The organism is Psychrobacillus vulpis (genome assembly GCF_006861825.1).
Lineage (GTDB): Bacteria > Bacillota > Bacilli > Bacillales_A > Planococcaceae > Psychrobacillus > Psychrobacillus vulpis.
Genome location: NZ_VDGI01000031.1, coordinates 1 through 20,428, shown reverse-complemented (window position 1 = coordinate 20,428; position 20,428 = coordinate 1). Strand labels below are relative to the sequence as shown.

12 protein-coding genes and 1 other RNA gene are annotated in these 20,428 nt (G+C 37.4%); 8 read left to right on the top strand and 5 right to left on the bottom strand.

Annotated features, from left to right (window positions below):
• Positions 1-194: 194 nt before the first annotated feature.
• Positions 195-1,124 (bottom strand): C40 family peptidase, encoded by a 930-nt coding sequence (locus FG384_RS18515; protein WP_142644171.1) that lies wholly within the window; start codon positions 1,122-1,124, stop codon positions 195-197.
• A 234-nt stretch (positions 1,125-1,358) separates the two neighbouring features.
• On the opposite strand from FG384_RS18515, the gene FG384_RS18510 reads away from it, so the two are divergent.
• The 4 genes from FG384_RS18510 (at position 1,359) to FG384_RS18495 (ending at position 7,024) form a co-directional block, all read left to right on the top strand.
• Positions 1,359-1,877 carry a YhcN/YlaJ family sporulation lipoprotein gene (locus FG384_RS18510; protein WP_142644170.1) on the top strand — a complete coding sequence of 173 codons (519 nt, stop codon included), beginning with the start codon at positions 1,359-1,361 and terminating at the stop codon, positions 1,875-1,877.
• Between the two features lie 98 nt (positions 1,878-1,975).
• Positions 1,976-2,169, top strand: a non-coding RNA gene (ssrS, locus tag FG384_RS18505) — 6S RNA.
• A gap of 261 nt (positions 2,170-2,430) precedes the next feature.
• Complete coding sequence (locus FG384_RS18500; RefSeq protein WP_142644169.1) at positions 2,431-6,246, top strand: DEAD/DEAH box helicase; 3,816 nt, start codon at positions 2,431-2,433, stop codon at positions 6,244-6,246.
• Positions 6,247-6,268: 22 nt separating this feature from the next.
• On the top strand, positions 6,269-7,024 hold the full coding sequence (locus FG384_RS18495) for a hypothetical protein (RefSeq protein WP_142644168.1): 756 nt from the start codon (positions 6,269-6,271) through the stop codon (positions 7,022-7,024).
• Between the two features lie 1,405 nt (positions 7,025-8,429).
• Here FG384_RS18495 and FG384_RS18490 read toward each other — a convergent pair.
• Positions 8,430-9,248 (bottom strand): S1C family serine protease, encoded by an 819-nt coding sequence (locus tag FG384_RS18490; RefSeq protein WP_142644167.1) that lies wholly within the window; start codon positions 9,246-9,248, stop codon positions 8,430-8,432.
• A gap of 70 nt (positions 9,249-9,318) precedes the next feature.
• Positions 9,319-9,711, bottom strand: coding sequence for an SLAP domain-containing protein (locus tag FG384_RS18485; RefSeq protein WP_276612778.1), 393 nt, complete (start codon positions 9,709-9,711; stop codon positions 9,319-9,321).
• Between the two features lie 708 nt (positions 9,712-10,419).
• On the opposite strand from FG384_RS18485, the gene FG384_RS18480 reads away from it, so the two are divergent.
• Complete coding sequence (locus FG384_RS18480; RefSeq protein ID WP_142644166.1) at positions 10,420-14,874, top strand: S8 family peptidase; 4,455 nt, start codon at positions 10,420-10,422, stop codon at positions 14,872-14,874.
• Positions 14,875-15,101: 227 nt separating this feature from the next.
• On the opposite strand, the gene FG384_RS18475 is transcribed toward FG384_RS18480, so the two are convergent.
• Positions 15,102-15,983, bottom strand: a complete 882-nt coding sequence (locus FG384_RS18475; RefSeq protein ID WP_142644165.1) for a LysR family transcriptional regulator — start codon at positions 15,981-15,983, stop codon at positions 15,102-15,104.
• A 119-nt stretch (positions 15,984-16,102) separates the two neighbouring features.
• On the opposite strand from FG384_RS18475, the gene hutG reads away from it, so the two are divergent.
• From hutG to FG384_RS18460, 3 genes are all read left to right on the top strand, one after another.
• Positions 16,103-17,086 carry a formimidoylglutamase gene (hutG, locus tag FG384_RS18470; RefSeq protein ID WP_420849982.1) on the top strand — a complete coding sequence of 328 codons (984 nt, stop codon included), beginning with the start codon at positions 16,103-16,105 and terminating at the stop codon, positions 17,084-17,086.
• A complete protein-coding gene (gene gltS / locus FG384_RS18465; RefSeq protein ID WP_142644163.1) occupies positions 17,070-18,260 on the top strand; it encodes a sodium/glutamate symporter in 1,191 nt (396 codons plus the stop codon). The genes hutG and gltS overlap by 17 nt, the downstream gene beginning before the upstream one ends.
• An 883-nt stretch (positions 18,261-19,143) precedes the next feature.
• The gene (locus FG384_RS18460) at positions 19,144-19,890 is read left to right on the top strand and encodes a hypothetical protein (RefSeq protein WP_205961829.1); all 747 of its coding nucleotides are present in this window, start codon (positions 19,144-19,146) and stop codon (positions 19,888-19,890) included.
• A gap of 357 nt (positions 19,891-20,247) precedes the next feature.
• Here FG384_RS18460 and FG384_RS20060 read toward each other — a convergent pair.
• A partial coding sequence (locus FG384_RS20060; RefSeq protein WP_205961827.1) for a hypothetical protein occupies positions 20,248-20,428 on the bottom strand: 181 nt, incomplete at its 5' end.

The following is a 20,428-nucleotide window of genomic DNA, read 5'->3' as shown; positions in this document are numbered from 1 at the left end:
ACCAGGTTTATTTAGTATACATAAAAACATAAAACGTTAGATTTCTACTCGTTCCAATCTACTTAAATAATAGTTGTAAATAAAGTACGTAAATAAACTTGACTGGACGTAAGAAAAAAGACTGTAGACAAATTCAAATTTGTCTACAGTCTGAGGCATTCATGCATGAATGCTTCTTTATTAAAAAGGCTCTCCTAGAGAACACGTTTAGCAGTAATGTAATGCTGTTTATAGTAATCCACCATTAGTACTCTTGTTATAACTCCGCTTGAGCTTGGAATGATGATTCGTTGATCCCCTGCGTATATTGCTACCATAGATGGCGTTTTTGAACCTTTAACACTATTAAAGAAGATTAAATCACCTTTCTTTAAGTTTGTGCGGGAAACTGTTGTACCCTTGTTCATAAGTTCTTTTAAATTGGACGTGCCTAATTTAACACCATTTGCTTTATACACATAGTCCACAAAACCAGTTGCATTAAAACGTAATGCAGATGCGTTGTTGACGTTACCCATTTTCACTTTATCTTTTAAACTAATTGTTTTTGCAACAATGTTATCCCCTTTAGTTGCGGGATTTGCAGGAAGTAGAGTAGGTAAAACTCTTCTTGCTGTAATATAGTTATCTTTATAATATGGCTTGCTATTTAAGTCTGAAATAACAATATTTTGCTTTGGATCTGCCATGTGAATGACTTTATTGTCCCCTATATACATAGCAACGTGATTTGGAACTTTACCACCTCTACTATCAAAGAAAAGAAGATCTCCTTTTTGTAGTTGATTTCTAGCAACATATGTCCCTTGTTGCATCATATAATCTTCATTATACGTTCCAAGATCTACCCCATTTTTCTCAAAAATGTACATTAGAAAACTTGCACATGAAAATTTGTAAGGATATGTATCCTTGTACACTGTATTACTATAAGTAGCCTTGCCTATTAAACTCTTGGCTGTTTGAATTAATTGATTAGCCTTAGCTTCTACTGCTTGTTGGTTATTCTGACTATTAATTGTTGCAGCTGAGGCTTCTATTGGATGAATAGCGGCAGGGACAACCCCCAGCGTACTAAAACCGATTACGACTGATAATGTAGTTGTGACGAAACGTTTTTTCATCGTGTACCTCCTAAAGTTTTTATTTTTGGCTCGCACTGAGTTTAACATGTAAAAGTAAAGGCACTTTGAGGGAAATAATACCACTACGCTGGATGACATACTGCAAACCCTTGCTATTAAAAGGCTTGAGAAGGAAGTTTACAGTTTGATTACAAATGTTTCAAAATATATACGAATAATAAATAGAAAATAGCGCATGCTATCCTCATTCACATATTTAAGGAGGATTTTTTTATGAGTAAAATGTTACGAGTATCTATCACTTTACTTCTCATTAGTTCGCTGATGGGATGTGGGATGAACAAGAATGCCAATGACAATGATAAAAACGATACGGCGAACAATACGACAGATACTACTGTCAATGAAGGTACAACAAATGATCAAACGACGACTAACGAGAATGCAACTGGGACTAGTGAACAGAAACTCGAATTAGCAGACGACGTTGCAGACAAAATAACAGAGATGGATGAAGTGGAAAGTGCAAATGTTATTGTAACGAACAATAATGCGTATGTAGGTGTTATGCTTAAGGAAGGCGTTGACGGCAACGAGGAGCTAGAGAATAAGATTGCAGATCAGGCAAGAGCGACAAATGCTGATTTTAATAATGTGTATGTGTCAACGAATCCCGATTTTGCGGAACAATTTACTGAGTACGGAGAAAAGATCCGAGCAAACGAACCAGTGGAAGGATTCTTCGAAGAATTCACTGATACGATAGAAAGAGTATTTCCAGACGCACATTAATACATCAATTAGTAAGTATGATGTATTCATTTTTAAGCATTATGCAGAATGGAAGAAATTTCAGTTGATTTCTAGTGGAAATAGGTTTAATATATGACTACAAGCTGCATTGTACGTATGAATATTAAGTTTTAACCTTTATGCTGTAACAGGGAGTTTTATATAGAAGCTGGAATGACAAGCCTTATTCTCTTTTGACAATGAGGACATGCAGGATAGTTTTTGCGAACACCCACTTTGAGGAGTGGTGGTTTAAAACTTTCTTATAAAATACGGCAAAAGCGGCTTACCTAACTTTACAAATTTAAACCGGTTTCCATTGGAAACCGGTTTTTTGTGGTTTAGAAAATTATAAAATCTGGACATGTATTGGATGCACTTAAAAGTCACTTGCACATTTATTCTAGTTTTATTAACGATGAAATATCTTTTATGTTGATAATTTTATGATTTTAAAATTTATGTCAATTTAAGATTTGCTTGAAAAATGCTACCATAGATAAGTTGAATAGTACGGGATCGATAGCAAAGACAAAAAGAAGGGGGCATGTACATGAGACAAGAGTCAACACTAGTAGAAACGATGCGATGTAATTTAATAACAACAAATAATGCGCGCAAAGGAATTCTAGAATGGTCAAATGATGAGCATGCCTTTTTTAATATGCAAGAATCTTTTCATATACATATTGAAAAGCGGCCGGTTAATTCTCATGGAAATACTTCTCTCTCTGTTTATTTTGATGATGAAACGAATAAAGTTCTGAAAGAAAAGTTAAATGGTAAGGTTGCTGTTATGGAGTGTGTGCTTCAAAATGACGGATTACTTGCGACAGGGTTTCATGTAAGAACTAAAGCTCGAGTTAGGACCAATAGACGACTTTCAGTGGATGTAAAATTTATTACTGCTCGTAATAATGGAGCAGGAATACCTCTACATTTACACACTAGCATTCGTGCATTACCGATTGCAGAAGAAAGGTCGGAGTATGTTAAGAAACGAATTTCCAGCTGGGAAGGATATTTAAAAATCCAAGAGCGAAATGCGGATATTGGAGATATAACTGCTGTGTATTCGGGAATTATTTTCAATGAAGACTTTAGTAGAATGACGCTCGTTGGAAGTGACATGAAAGAAAATGAGTGGAATAAATTAAGAGGTCTAAGTGTAACTTTAAAAGGGTTTCAAAATGATATTGGAGAAGTTTTAAAAGTAGATAGGCAAAAGAAAAAAGTGGAAATCGAACTCAAACCAAGGTTTAGAGAGATGGCTAGAAGAAGTCAGTTGCATCCGAAATCAAAAGAAGCGGTGTTTAGCAATTTTGCAACACTCAGTCAGATTAGAAGACTTCGAAAAGGATTCGACGACCTCCAAAATGGTCTTGCGGCAAATGCAAATCTCGAAAAAATATTATTTGAAGACCGGCCAACAATCCGTTTAACGAATAAACGTGAAGAATTGGTGTTTCATAATCAATTAAATGAGTTCCAACAAGAAGCAGTAGTTGGTGCGATATCTGCAAAAGACCTGTATGTCATTCAGGGACCACCTGGAACCGGTAAGACTACTGTTATTTCAGAAATTTGCCAACAAAATGCAAAGGCAGGCCTTCGTACATTAGTAGCTTCTCAATCTAATTTAGCTGTGGATAATGCTCTTAGTAGATTGCTTTCGAATAAAGACATTCGAATTTTACGTTATGGTCGAACCGAGAGCATTGAAGAAGAAGGTAAAAAGTTTATCGAAGAAAATGTAGGACAGTACTGGAAAGACCAGACGTTAAGTGTTGTTCAAAATGAAATAGCATCTCATGCAACAAGAGAAGGGCAACTTGATAATGAATTAACTAGTTACAAGAAGCAATTACAGTCTCTTCAAGATCAAGTGTTTTCATTAGATGAAAAAATAAAACAGAAAGAAGCTGCTCAATTGGAGTATGCTTCCAGAAGTAGCGAGATAAGAAAGCTACAAAATAGCTTAGTACATTTAAAAAAAGAGCGAGAAGAACTTCAAATAAATATCTCGAGTTTGGAGAAGGGATACGAAGAGTTAGCTAGTAAAATCCAACAGTTGGAGCAGTTTATCCAATCCAATACTTCGAGTAATGAATTGGAAGAGGAAATAAATCAACTAGTTCTAGATATGGAACAAACTCAGGAGCATATACTCATTCGTCAAACGTTACAAGAAATAGAAAAATTGGATAACACACTGATATCCATACGAGATGGATATCAAAATGTGCAAAACAAAATCACTCGTTTAGAAGAATTTGTGAGTAAAATTTCTTCCGAGCGTAAATTAGATACTTTGAAAAGTTTTATGCATCAAAATGAAATAGTGCCGTCTTCTATATTGGAGCGACAAATCGTTGAGTTGGAAAGATTAATAGAAACAATTCACTCATTTGAAGACTGGGAAGAGCTTAATCAACGGTTATTATCAGCTATTGGGTACATAGAGGGTTTATTGAAGAAGAACAATGTTCCATTAGAAAATGTAAGGAATAATGTAAATAGTAGAGGAATTATTTTTGATTCTTCTTATTCGGTTAAGGAAATCCATCAATTTATCGATAGCATGAAGCGATTTTTAACTTCGGGAGAAATTCATATTGAAAAACTGGAAGTGTATTTGGAAGGATTAAATGTAAGAAAGAAGTTTGTTTGGAAGCAAGGAGAGCTTCTGAAAAAGGCAAAGGTTAATTCTACCGAAATGTTTCATACCATTAAAGTAGAACTAGCTGAACAAATAAATAAAGTCATAATTACTATCACACAAAAAAGAAATGAACTGGAAAATAACGGGATTATCTACAAAGAGCGACTAAATCAACTGCAGGTAAAAAGTTCGAAGCTTCTCATTCCGATAGGAAATGTGGAAAACATACCAGAATTACACAAGTTGCAAGTTGAATTACAGCAAAAAGAAAGTGCCTATAACAACTTGAAGGACACGGTAGAAGCTCTTAAGAGAAGTACGAATGAGCTAGAAGAGAAAAAGAAAGATTCCGAAGCTAAAGTTAAACAACTAGAAACTTATTCTAAAGTACTTCAGGAGAAAGAGGAAGAAAGTAAAAGCTTGAATGCAGAAGGTCTGGAGCAGGAAAGGTATTTAAAATCTTTAGAGGAATTACTTGAGCAGAATCCGGAAGTAGAACGTGAAAGAGTTTCAACTGAGATAGATAATATGTCAGAAAAGATAGTGGTTCTTAAGCGTAAAAAGGAACGATTACCTGTAATACATTCTCTTCAAAATGAATGGTTGTCCCTACTGAAGGACGCAAATGAACACGATCTGGATGAAATTCGAAAACTTTATGTGAGACACGCCAATGTAATAGGTACAACGTGTGTAGCTTCTGCTAGAAAAGAATTTATGGAGAACTATCCTACTTTTGATGTGGTCATCATTGATGAGGTATCGAAAGCTACTCCACCCGAGTTACTTTTACCTATGCTAAAAGGTAAAAAGATTATTTTAGTAGGAGACCATCATCAGCTCCCTCCGCTTGTTGGAGAAGATACGCTTGATGAGACATTAAAAGCAATACTGGAAGAAAGTGATAGTTTTGAGGAAAAGGATGAATTAAAGAAACTATTAAAAGAATCACTATTTGAACGTCTTTTCAAAAACTTACCAAAGAGTAATAAAACAATGTTAGCAATCCAATATCGAATGCATGAAAGTATTATGGAGACAATTACACCATTTTATGAAGAAGAAAATTATCGTCTACAATGTGGTTTAGAGGATTCAGATGCGGTACGTGATCATCTATTGGATTCTCGTTTTATTAAAAGGAACGACCATCTGATTTGGTTGGACATGCCAAATGAAACACCTTATTTTGAAGAACGAATGAAAAACGGCAAAAGTCGTTTTAACCAAGCTGAATTAGATACTATTCGTGAAGTTTTAATCGATTTGGACAAGGCAACAGAGTCCGCAAAAAATGCAGGAAGTATGAAGCGAGATGAAAGAAAGAGTATAGGGGTTATTAGTTTTTATGGCGAACAAGTAAAAAGGATTGATAGATTAATCCAACAAGAAACTAACTTGAACCACTTAACGTTCAGAACAGGAACTGTAGATAAGTTCCAAGGAATGGAAATGGACGTCATTATTTTAAGTATGGTACGTAATAACCATGAAAAGAGTGGAGATATTGGATTTGCAAATGACTATAGGCGTTTAAATGTCGCTTTGTCTCGAGCAAGAGAATTACTTATTCTTGTTGGTAGTGCGGACATGTTTACGCAACGAACGAAAAGAAAAGACTCGAGAGAAATGTATAGTCGATTACTGGATATTGTCAAACATAAAAAAGGCTTCCGAGATCACAATGGAAACGTGAAAAATAATTAAGAAAACTTAGGAGTATTAAGAAATGCGCGAGTTGGAGAAACGATTAAAAAAAGAACTGCAACAAAATAGGAACGTCAAAATTATGGACACTGCGAAATGGGGTATACCAGTACATACCATAGAAGTGGAATATCAAACAGTAAAGCGAAATAAAATGGATGTACTTATGAAAATGATGCTCATTGCTTTCCAAAAAACTGACATTGCCAAAGCAGAGGATTTAAGTGAATTGTTACTTGTAGAACAGCTCTTTATACAGGATTTAATAGATGTATTGTTACGAACACAATTAATTGAAAAAGTAGATGACTTTTATAAATTAACTAGTAGAGGGTACGAACAATTTAAAAATGGAGTATTTGAAGAAGAACAAGAAGTAGAGTCACAAAATATTATGTACAGTTCTTGCCATCAATTATTTTTGGATGGGGAAATAAATACAGCATTAACGGATGAGGAAGAGTTGGTTTTGTTTCAGTATGTAAAATCTGAAAATACGGTTGAACATACTTTTGAAGATAGTATGGTTATCAATGCTCTTAAAAATAATTATGTAGAATCAGATGAAGGTGACTCTCAAATGGTTGTATCTAACGTATTGTCTACAACCGAGCTACATATGGATAAAATACCATGCTTACAATTCATCCTCTATAACACAGAAGAAGATATTATGTATGCGCGTGTTTGGAACAGTTTAATAGAGCGTTGGGATGAAAAACTTGAAAATCAATTGAATGAAAATGAGCGTATAAAATGGAGAGAAACTTATTTGTAAGTAATAAATCTAGGGGCTGTCCGAGAAGTAAGAAAATCGTTGAAAATGCTCCCTTTCCGCGGGCGTTGCCTCAGCCTCCTCGCTTCGCTGTGGGGTCTTCGCTAACGCTATTCCCGCAGGAGTGTCGCTTTTTTCAACGATTTTCTAGAAATGAAAAAGTATTTATTCTAAATTTAGACAGTTTTTCAGTGCCCTCAGTGTAGCTATAAGTTTTTGAACATCATCTCATAATAACTATTTATTCAAAATGTAGAAGTCACTGAAAAAGTCCCTTCGACCTAGCGAGATGAGATTGTCCAATATTCCAATAATAAGAAAATCGTTGAAACGGCTCCCTTTCCGGAGGCCACTGAAAAACCAAAATTCAGAAAATAAAGTCACCACTTGAGAAGTATATTTGTATCAAAATTGGCATGACGTCCCCATAAACACCCTAAAAAGTGAAGGAATTATGGGATTTCGTTTTTATTTTTTGAAAAAAAGTGACTTTTTCAGTGGCCTCCCTTTCCGCGGGCGTTGCCTCAGCCTCCTCGCTTCGCTGTGGGGGCTTCGACTAACGCTATTCCCGCAGGAGTGTCGCTTTTTTCAACGATTTTCTATAAATAAAAAAGTAGAGTAGAGTGTGGGAATTGTTGAAGTTCCCCCTCTATTTTTTATTTTTTATTTAGATATCAATTGTTTGGAGAGGCATGCGCGAGACTCCTGCGGAAAAACGGGCTGCCAAGACCCCACAGTGAGGTACGGAGGCCATTGAAAAACTAAAAATTATTATTAGGAACTATTTGCTGTATTTCATTTAAAAGAATTAAGCGCGACGCATGAGACTCCTGCGGGAAAGCGAGACAGACGAGACCCCGCACGAAGCGAAGCGTAGGAGGAGGCTCGTCGCTCGCCCGCGGAAAGCGAATGCCAAAGCGCTAAATTCTCTTAGGACTATTTGATAGATAATTTATTTGAATGACACTTTTTCAGTGCCCTAGAGGTACGAGCGAGGAGGCTTGACAGTTCGTCCGCGGAAAGTGAGTGCAAGCTTCGGAAAGCAAATGGTTAATTAACATAGGATAGCTCCCTCAAAAGTCATGTTCAATCATTTTTGAGATAACCCTTTTCTAGAATGATTATGTAAAAACTTTATCTTACAAGAAGTGGAAATATTATTATATTCATTTTTAAGAGAGATTCCATAAACTCATTCAGTTTCTTTGTTTGGAGAAGCATGCCGAGACTCCTGCGGAAAAACGGATTGCCAAGACCCCACAGTGAGGCACGAGCGAGGAGGCTTGGCAGTTCGTCCGCGGAAAGCGAGTGGATGCTTCGGAAAACAACAGCATTGACAAACATAGGATTGTGTTGCCCTCGAAAGTTATTTTTCAATGACTTTTGGGACAGCCCTTTATTATAAAATTTAAGGTTGATTGTTGTAATACTCATCAATTGGCACGAATAGCCCAACTTTTCCATACTTGTCATGCTCGAGTGTAGCAAACACAACGCCGATCACTTGCCCTTCGTGATTGAGTACTGGGCTGCCGCTATTTCCTCGATAAACAGGAGCTTTCATCATAACAACAGGTACATTCCAATTATCCAATTGTATGTAATCAATAACCTTCCCTTCATTTGCGATACTAGTAAAACTTAATGGATTGCCGATAAAATAAACGGGTTCATTATCCCCAAAAGTCGTTTGTTCCGCAAGTTCTAAAAAAGGTAGGTCTTCACCAGTCGCCTTTATTACAGCAAGATCAACAGCTGGATATGTGTTCACTACATCCGCTTTGAAAATTCCATCCTCTGGAAAAGTAACTGTAACTGTATCTTGTCCTTCCACGACATGATAGTTTGTTAGAATCGTTCCATCACTTGAAATGGAGAATCCTGTTCCTTTTGCGTCTTCGGTCGTGATTACGACAACTGATTTTTTATATTGTGCAATATCTTCTTGTAACGATAATTTTGCTGATGTCTTTAAAAATTCTATTGCTGGTATGGAGTATATTTGGAAAATCGCCGCAAACGTATTAACAAATAAGATGGCGGCTATGAGCCAAAATATCCATCTAGGAAAAGGTCGTTTAGATTTGCTCTTCGTTTTTTCTTGGGACTCTTTAAGAAGTGCTTCTCTTTGTGTTTCCAACACCAGCTCCAGAAATTCCTCTTCATCTATATCCTTCATTTCCTCTTCGTTTTTAATATCATATAGTTGTTTTTCATTTGGATCCATTCGCACACATCCTAACTTTAAAACAAATCTCATTGTATATATTATACACAAATGGAATCTCGAATAAGTATTACTTAATTTCTAAACGGCCATTTTCAAGTGTTAGATGACTATGAAGGCTATTCGCTGGGAAAATAAAAGTCCATGGCATACTTACTTGTGGTTGGATGATTAATGATGGAAGGGTAAAAACATGTTTTGCCATAATGATTTCATTTTCGATATAGACTAATATTTTCTCTTTAAAAGTGAGTTCTTTATGAGTGAAGTTATGGACAAGTACTGTTACCAATAGGTCCCCTCTATGATTAGTTACCTGTCTTATTGGTGAAAGATGAACATTAAGAAGACTTCCTTTATTGGTCTCCAGAAAAATAGCATTAATTTCTTCACGATCCTTATTGGACAAGGCTTTATCCCATGAGGGTTCAAATTTTAATATTTGGATTGAAAACACCTCCATTAATTATTGTTATTCTAACATATGTGGATATTTCTAGAGGCTTCGAAATCTTGTCGTAAAATGTAGGAAACTATATAGATGTAAAAAATAGGTAAAAAATAGATTGTAGGACAATAGATTTATTAATCATAATTAAATCTAGTTATTATTTGTTATAAAAGTAGCACTACTAATGGAACTGCTGTGATTGTTGATAATCCAGTTATTAGTGCTATTTCAATAGCGTTTGGTTATATAATATAGTGATTCTAAAGAGCTAATCAGTATTTAGGAAATAAATAGTTAAAATACCTAGTAGGTTTAAGGAAGTATTTTGGCGTAAAGTAATTTATTCAAGTAATTCCTTTAAAACTGTATTCTTCTAAAAATATGAATACTACCAACGATTTGCTTAATATATTCGTCTTTCTGTAATAATATTAAACTGACTTTATACCTACTAGGTAGATATAAAGAAATAGTAAATAACTATTAATTTGCAAAATTTAGATAATAATAGCCATAAATAGACAAAATCTGCAGTTATTTTCCTTTATAGTGTTAATTACAACTAGAGATTCTCGATCGACACCATTGATTCTGTTTACCTAAATGACTATTTGGGAGAGGAGGCGGAGGTGTTTTTATTTAGTCTTTTTTAGATGAAGCGAAAAAGACTAGCAGGTTTCTCATTACGTACTAATAATCGTAGTAACATTCAAAGGAGGAATGAAGTTGAGAAAGAAAAGTAGTTCAATCAAAGCACTAAGTATTGCTGCATCTTTGCTCATGACATTTTCACTAGTAGCGCCGAATGTTGTCAGTGCGGAAACAACCAGTAAGCTTCATCAATCTTTCAGAGATTCAAGTTCAAATTCAATTTCTGTGAAAGATAAGATGAGCAGCCGTTTACTGGAAAACTTTAAAGAAGATGACAAAGTAACATTCCTAATCAAATTCAAAGAGAAATCTGATTCAGTAGCAGTTGCTGCCGAAGCTAGGAAAAATGCAGATGATGCAAATTTATCTGCACAGAATACGAAGCTTATTCAACGCTCTGCAGTTGTATCTGAATTAAGAACAACATCCATTGAATCACAGCAATCAGTTAAAGAGTTCCTTGAGCAGGAAGTTGCAAAAGGAAACGCTGAAGATATTACATCTTATTTCATCGTAAACGGGATGGCTGTTACGGCAACAAAAGAAATTGCTGAAAAAATAGCAACCTTCCCAGAAGTTGAAAAGGTTTTACCGAATGAAACTCGCCAATTATTTACTACGAAAACAGAAAACGCAGTAGCACCTAAAGCAGAGCTTACAAACATTGAATGGGGCGTTGAACGTGTTAAAGCTCCAAATGTTTGGGCTATGGGTATTGATGGTGCAGGAACAGTTGTAGCGAGTATTGATACAGGTGTTCAGTGGGATCACCCAGCTTTAAAACAAAAATATCGCGGCTACAATGCAGCGAACGGCCAAGTTTCCCATGATTTTAACTGGTTCGATGCAACGGCTGGACGAGCAACACCATATGATGATATTGATCATGGTACACACGTAACAGGTACAATGGTTGGTAGTGAACCAAATGGTTCTAACCAAATCGGAGTTGCTCCTGGTGCTAAATATATTGCTGTAAAAGCTTTCACAGCAGCTGGTGGAACAGACGCTGATTTACTGGAAGCGGCGCAATGGATATTAGCTCCGACTGACGCAAACGGTAATGCTCGTGTTGATATGGCTCCAGACATTGTCAACAACTCTTGGGGAGGTGGCCCTGGTCTTGACGAGTGGTATCGTGACGTAGTTCGTAACTGGCGTGCAGCAGAAATTTTCCCTGAGTTCTCTGCAGGAAACACGACACTATCTAATCCAGGTGGAGCAGGATCTGTTGCAGCACCAGCCAATTATCCGGAGTCATTTGCAACAGGTGCAACGGATATCAATAACAAAGTGGGGAGTTTCTCCCTTCGTGGACCTTCACCATACGCTGAAATAAAACCGGATATCTCAGCACCAGGCGTGAACATCCGTTCATCTGTACCGGGTGGTGGTTATGAAGGTGGCTGGAACGGAACGTCTATGGCAGGACCAGCCGTATCTGGTGTAGCAGCACTTCTTCGCCAAGTGAATGCAAACTTGACAGTTGATGAGATGGAGCAGATTTTACTTGATACAGCACAGCCTTTAACAGACTCCCAATATCCAACGACTCCTAATCATGGGTATGGATATGGATTAGTCGATGCTTATGAAGCAGTATCATCCATTATCACTGGTCTTGGAACATTAAAAGGTCAAGTTACTCAACAAGGAGACGATAATGAAGCTCCTGTATTTGAACATTTGGCTCCTAGAGAAACGTATGCAGGAATGGATTTAGACTTGACGATTACAGCTAATGATAACATTAGCGTTTCATCTGTCGTACTAAGCTACAAAGATACAAATGGTGCATGGCAAACGATTGATGCTGGACGTAAATCAGGCGATTACAAATCCGGTGTATACGGTGTAGTAATTCCTGGTGAATTCATCACAGGAAACTCTTTCACATACAAATGGACAATCAATGACTTCGGAAATAACGAAGTGAGCAGTGAAGAATATGTCGTTCAAGTGAAACCTGGCATAACAGTTGGGTACTCTGAAGATTTTGAATCGACACCTGTTGGATGGACTTCCTTCGGGGTAAAAAACAGCTGGGAATGGGGCGTACCAACGTCTGGTCCTAGAAGTGCAGCATCCGGAGAAAAAGTATATGCAACAAATCTGGAAGGCCCGTATGAAAGTTCTATGAATGCAACTCTAGTAATGCCTCCTGTTGATTTACCAGAAGGAAACTCATACTTGCAGTTTAAGCAATGGCATGAATTTGAACAAGCTTCATCCGGAAGAGCATGGGATTATGGCCACGTCTTTGTTTCTACGGATCAAGTGGAATGGACGCAATTACTAAAGATCCAAGGTGCATCAAACGGATGGATCGATGGAGAAGTTGACTTATCTGCTTATGCTGGACAACGTGTCTACATCGGATTCAATGCGTTCTCTGATGGAAGCGTTGTGAAAGAAGGATGGTATATCGATGACGTTTCTTTAGCTAACGTCTCACAAACTGGCAAAATATCTAAAGGAAAAGATAAAGAAAAAGGAAACAACGTTAATATTGAAAGCGGTAAAAACAATGACAATAAAGGTAATGTTGGAAAGGGCCAAGATAAAGATGCTAAAAAAGAATCTATTGACCCTACAAAAATCCGTCCTGAATTACCTGTAAAAGAAGCTCCACCAGTAGTAGATAAAATCGTAAATCCAACACTTCTACCACTAGGTGCACAAGTAAGTGTACTGGAATCTGGACGTTCCGTTTATTCGAACCCTGCAGATGGTTCTTATTCACTGACACATGGTGCAGGAACGTTTACGGTGAAAGCAGAAGCTTATGGATTCACTTCCGAACAACAATCAGTTTCAATTGAAGCAGATGGAACGGCAACTGCGAATTTCACATTGGATGAAGTTGCACAAAATACAGTGAGTGGTACGATTACTGACCAATCGACAGGGGAAGGTATTGAAGGAGCAACACTTCTACTTGTAGAAGATGCTAACATTACACCTGTTGAAACAGATGCAGCTGGTAACTATTCACTTACTGCTTATGAAGGCAACTACACGTTGAAGGTAATTGCTCGTGGCTATCATAGTCAAGAAGTAGCTATTATCATTGGAGAGGAAGCAGTCACACAAAATATTGCTCTTGAGCCATTCTACACTTACCCAGGTGGAGAAATTGGTTACGACGATGGTACTGCTGAAAACGCACGTGCTTTCAATGCGGCAGGGAATGCTTGGGCAGTGAAAATGTCACTTCCTGAAGGTAAAGAAAACGGTATCGTAACGGATGGGGTATTCCGATTCTGGGATACTGAATGGCCAGTACCTGGTGGAACTGCATTTGCAGTTGAAGTATGGGATACAACGGGTGCTAATGGTGCACCTGGTAAGAAACTTGCGGGTCCTATCGATGCGACGGCACTACGTAACGGAGAATGGACGGTTGTAAATTTAACTGAACACAACATTGTTGTGAATGGCGACTTCTATATGGTATATCGTCAAACGTTTGCAAATCCAAATACTCCAGGACTTGCAACAGATGAGAATGGAACAAATGCAGGTAGAAGTTATCAAAGCGTATCTGGTGCTTGGTCACCATCACCAGCAGAAGAAGGAAACTACATGATCCGTGCGCGTGTGAGCTATGAAGTGCATGGTCCAGCTATTACTTCACCAGTAGCTGACTCTGTAACAAATAAAGCGTCAATTTCAGTGGAAGGAACTGCATCGCCTACAACTACGATTGAGTTGAAACAAAACGGTGAAGTCGCAGGTTCTGTTGTTGTAGGTGCAGATGGTAAGTTTGCGATTCCTGCACAGCTAACAGAAGGGGCAAATGAATTAAAAGCAGTTTCCAAACTTGACGGCCGAGTAACAGGTGAATCTTCTCCTGTCACAGTTATTCTAGATACTGCGGCTCCTGAACTGACAATCGATAAGCCATTAGATGGAGATAAAACAAATCGTGAATCAGTTACAGTTGAAGGTACCGTGATAGATGATAATCTTGACTGGGTTCGTGTCAACGGACAAGCAGCAGCAGTAGTAGACGGCAAATATTCTAAACGCATTCTTCTTGAAAATGGAGCAAATGAAATTACAGTTGAGGCTAGCGACAAAGCGAGCAACAACGTAACTAAAAAAATCACTGTGACAGCACATTACAATGCACCTGTCATTGAAAACTTAACCCCGTCAAAAGACCTTAATTTGACAACAGGTAAAAGCGTTAAAATTGAATTTGACAGTACGCCAGGATTGAAGGCAACATTTGTTATCCACATGCCACTAACAAATGTTGGAGGTCAAGTTCAAAATGCAACTGAATTACCAATGATGGAGTTAGCGAACGGTCACTACGTTGGATACTGGACAGTGCCATATGGAACTGTAGCAGATGGAGCGGTTATCGAAGTTAAAGCAGTAGACAACTTTAACAACGAAACACGCCAAAAAGCAGCAGGTAAACTGTACATCAATGTAGCAGCACCAACTGCGCCATCTGTAGAACAACCTACAGAAGGATCTGAGGAAAAGCTAGTAGAAATGCCTGAAGAATAAGGCAGGACGAAATAAAGATGCCAAAGAGAATATTTCTCTTTGGCATCTTTTGTTTGTTGTCTTTTTACGAGATTGGACAATCTTTGTAGTAAGTTGGACAATAAGTGCCGAAGTTTGGACAATAATCAGTAAAAGTTGGACAATAAGTATTAAAGATTGGACAATCTTAAGTAAAAGTTGGACAATAAAAACCCGACAAAAGGTGTATACCCCGTTTCTTAATAGAACTACTTAAAATACTCTTTCGTTTTATTAATAAATGTATGAGTTGCAGGAGATACATAGCGATTTTTTAAATATGTTAAATAGACAAGTCGATCCAGCTCAGGCGTATCAATTGTTCTTTTTACAAGCGTAGTACGTTGCGAGAATTGTAAATAGTTTTCAGGAATAAGTGTAATCCCGATATTTTCTTGAACTAAACTTAATGCGGTTTCAAAGCGCTCAATTTCATATTTAATTGTAGGTATGACGCCTTCTTTTTCGAATGCCTTCAATACATCTTCTCTAGTTTGAAATCCCTCGCTGCTAATGATGAAAGGTTCATCAGCTAAATTTTTCAGTGAGATGTTTGTAAATTTTGTTAAATGATGATTTTCATGGAGCACTAAAACGAGCTTTTCGTTATATAAAGGAATAGCTTCGATGTCTTCTTCTTGAATAAATTGGTTTGTAATGATGGCATGAGTTTTGTAATTACGTAAAGAATTTTTTACATCATTCCCGCTAAGTACTTCCGTCAATTTTATTCGTACATCGGGAAATTCTTCATTATATTGAAGGATAACTTTCGGAATCCAATGCTTTACCGACTCAATCATGCCAAGTTGAAGATCTCCACTACCTATACGTTTTACTTCATCCATTTCTTTTTTTACTATGTCCATCTCCAATAAAAGATGGACTGCTCTTCCATATAGAATACTTCCTGCCTCTGTTAGCTCAATATTCCTCGTATTACGATCCAAAATCTGAAAGCCAATATCATTTTCTAAACTTTTTATTGCATTGCTTAGTGATGGTTGAGAAATATGCAATTTTTGTGCAGCTTTAGAGAAACTCATATGATCGACAATCGCCACGAAATAAGAAAGCTGTTTTAAGTCCAATTGAATAGCTCCTCCCGATTTATAGTTATAAACTATATATTTATAATAATTATATATTAGAAATAATAAATATGTTGCTTTATAATTTAGAAAATATTAATTCGAAAAGTTCAGAAAGGGTGAACGACTTGATAAAAAGTACGATAGAAGGTGTCTGGTCGGGTCGTACCGATCATCTTGAAAATAGAACTAGTTTCCGATATCACCAAATAGTTGAGCTAGGACAAATCGATACATATGTGTCAAATGATGAAACTTGTGCAATTATCGGTTTTGAGTGTGAAGAAGGTGTTCGAAGAAACAAAGGGCAATTAGGCGCTGCTAAAGCCCCTAAAGCGCTACGATCTGAATTGGCTAAGTTACCATGGAAATTTAGTGCTGAAAAACGCCTTGTAGACATGGGAACAATAGAGTGCATTGGAAATGAATTAGAAAATGCTCAACACCAGCTGGGGTACGTAGTAACAAAAATTTTACACAAAAATATGACACCGATTATTCTTGGCGGCGGACATGAAACCGCTTACGGACATTATCAAGGTGTTCGTAATTATATTGGAAAACAAGCAAAGCTAGGCATTATTAATATTGATGCTCACTTTGACATACGTCCATACGATGAGCAACCTTCATCTGGTACAATGTTCAGACAAATATTAGAACAAGATGAAAACAGTAGTTATTTTGTTCTTGGTATTCAGCGTTACGGAAACACGCAGGAATTATTCGATAAAGCGGATGAGCTTGGTGTTACTTATATTTACGAAGAAGATATGCATTTAGGAAAGATGGAAAGTGTAAATGAAAAAATTGATGAGTTTATCAAAACCCACGATTACATCATGTTGACACTATGTACAGATGTATTAAATGCAGCTTATGCTCCAGGTGTGAGTGCTTCCTCACCATTTGGGCTAGATCCAATTATCGTACGCTCCATAATCCGTACAGTAACTTCCAAAGAAAAGGTGTTATCTTTCGATATTTCAGAAGTGAACCCACTTTTGGATGAAAACAATCGTACGGTAAAGCTTGGGGCATATTTAACGAATGAAGCAATTACATCATTTTTAGGAGGGAAATTGAATGACACTAGCTCTTGATCAAGTCACAACTATTTTCCTGTCCATCGCGCTTTTAGTGTTTGGTACGTACTTAGTGAAAAAAGTTGGTTTTTTAAATAAGTTTTGTATTCCAGCTCCTGTCGTAGGCGGATTATTATTTGCAGTATTTGCAACAGTAGCTAAATCTTTTGGGTGGTTAGACATTACACTAGATACTTCTTTACAAGGGTTGTTCATGCTTACATTTTTTACGACAGTCGGCTTAGGTGCAAGTTTTAAACTCGTTAAACTAGGTGGGAAACTTCTCGTAATCTACTGGCTTGCTTGTGGATTTTTAGCACTAGCACAAAATACTATTGGTGTGTCGATGGCTTATTTATTCGACTTGCATCCGCTTATTGGTATGATGGCTGGAGCTGTATCAATGGAGGGTGGACACGGTGCAGCAACTGCATTTGGTCAAACTGTTGAAGATCTAGGTATAGATTCGGCGCTTTCTATTGGTATAGCAGCTGCAACATTTGGTCTAGTTGCTGGTGGTCTTGTAGGAGGTCCAGTCGTAAAATATTTAGTGACAAAATATGATTTAAAGCCTACAGAAACGGAAGATACAACTGAAGTTAATCTTGCAAATAATGAAGAAACGATCAAAACAAATACATTTTTTGCTCAGCTTCTAATTATTACTTTTTGTATGGCACTTGGAACTTACTTAGGAAGTTTGTTCTCTTCCGCAACTGGATTTGTTCTTCCAGGCTATGTTGGTGCTATGTTTGTAGCTGTTATTGTAAGAAATATTTTAGACAAAATTAACCCAAAAGCTGTAGATATGCAAAGTATTGGCTTAATAGGCGATATTACTTTAGGTATTTTCTTATCAATGGCATTAATGAGTATCAAACTTTGGGAAATTGCTAACTTAGCTCTACCATTAATCGTAATCGTTTTCATCCAGGTTGTATTCATCGTCCTTTTCGGCATCTTTGTTTTGTTCCGTTTATTAGGGAAAAATTACGATGCTGCAGTAATGGTAGCTGGCTTCACTGGACATGGATTAGGTGCAACACCTAATGCAATGGCAAATATGGCAGCAGTTACTGAGAGATTCGGACCTTCGAAAAAGGCATATCTAGTCGTACCTATTGTTGGTGCATTCCTTATTGATGTGTTTGCAATGCCGATTATCATTACGACTATTAATTTATTCCAATAAACAATATGTAAAGGGGCTGTATCATCTACCGATGGCAGTCCCTTTTTGTTTGCTCGGGTAATATGTTTCCGAGTTAACACATAGAAAATAACAACGATTGTTTAAAAAGCCTTACAAAAAGAGTACGAACCTTTCCTTCATCCGCATATTATACTTCAGAGAGGAGTGTACTATGGGCGATTATGTGAATATATTGAGGAATTTCCTACCTCCGGAGGCAACCATTTTAGAATTACAACAACCTCAAAAGAGAGCGGCAGTACTACTCGCAGATATTGATGGAGATTATATAGAAGAAATAATCGGAGCATACAAGTATAAAGAACAAAATTACATTTTGATATTGAGAAATATAAATAATCAATGGCTTCCTTTAATCCACTTGCAAGGAAAGGGATATGGCATATCAGATTTAATAGTGGCGCAAATCACGGACAATTGGGTGAATACGTTAATTGTAGGTTGGCAAATAGGGAGTATATGGTCAGAGTTAGATTTATTACAATGGACCAATAGTGGGTTCGTACGATTACCTACAAATAATATGGTTTACAGTAAATTAGAAGTAGAAGACATGCAGAATCAGTATGGCCAAGATGGACAATATGAACTTGCTGTTTGGGAACATGATACTGGTGATGGTTATAAAGTGGAGGTATATCGCTTTAGTGATGGTAGGCTTGTTCAGGCGAAAGATGCCTATCCATATTATTTTAAAAAAGTGGAGACTTATTACGAAAAATTATTGCAGAAGAATGATTTTTCCTATTACTGGTACTATCTATCGGATGCTCAAAAAAAGGCGGGAGATTTGGAACAGAGTTTAGCTTCTATTGATAAGGCGCTGTCATTTCGCTCCCCTTACCCATCAAAAGAAGAGTTGTTGGACAAAAAACAACAACTTTTGAATCGCTTAAGCGACGTTAGATCAGACGGTCAAGTTATTATTGACTCAGAGAGAGGAGATGTAACTGGGGATGGTTTCATGGATACTGTTTACCTTACGGGTACGAAGACAGAAGGAAGTCCATTCTGGCAAAACATTACGTTAAATATTCTAGATGGTAAAACCAACATATATGAACGAATTTCACTAAAGGAAAATGCGGGTTATCATCCAACGATATTTCTTGGAGATTTTACGGGGAATCATGTAGATGACATACTCGTTGTTATAGATACAGGGGGGAGCGGCGGCACGATTTATGCTTATGTATTTGCATCTTTAGAAGGACAAATGCGACAAATATTTGATGCCGATGAATTTAATGAGCGCTCCAAATATGAAGTTAATTATCAAAAAAATTACAAAGTAACTGTGATTAGTTCTGATCCAAAGAAAAAGTATACGCTAGATTTGATGTACAAAGGTGAAGAATACTTGTCGGAGATTTATAACGAAGATGGAACGCTAAAAGCACCAATTGAGGGATGGGTAGATCCAATTAGTGGTCTATTCCCCATTGATTATGCGAGGGATGGCACTTATGAGCTCGTTACGTTTCAGAGAATTGCAGGTAGATACCACGCCGATGCATTAGGATATGTCCACAATATATTGAAATGGAACGGGAATGAATTTGTAACGGACAGACAAAATGTATCCATTTTCGGTGAGGATTTAGATTGAATAGGAGTAAATAGCTCTTTAAGTACATCTTCTCTTCATCGTTTCTAGCATACTTTGGACAGCATGTCGGCCATCTTTTTTACCGGATATGCTTTAAGAGGGACGGGAATCCTGGGGCTGTCGTTTGTCCGTCGCCATCTTGAATTGGTTGGAGTCAAGTTGCTTTTGCTTGCAGGAGTAACGTCTTTGTCTGCGACGAGCTTGCGCAGGAGCATGATACTCCTACGAGAAAACGAGACAGACGAGACCCCTCACGGAGAGAAGCAAGTGTACTGAAAAACTGTCTATTTTTTTTAGTAAATACTTTTTTATTTCTAGAAAATCGTTGGAAAAGGTGACACTCCTGCGGGAATAGCGTTAGTCGAAGACCCCGCAGCGAAGCGAGGAGGCTGAGGCAACGCCCGCGGAAAGGGAGGCCACTGAAAAAGTCCATATAGTTTCACTTTTAATGAAGTTCCCCCGTAGTTTTCCGAAGCTTACCGCTCGCTTTCCACGGGCGAAGAATTTAGCCTCCTCGTCGCAAGCTCCTGTGGGGTCT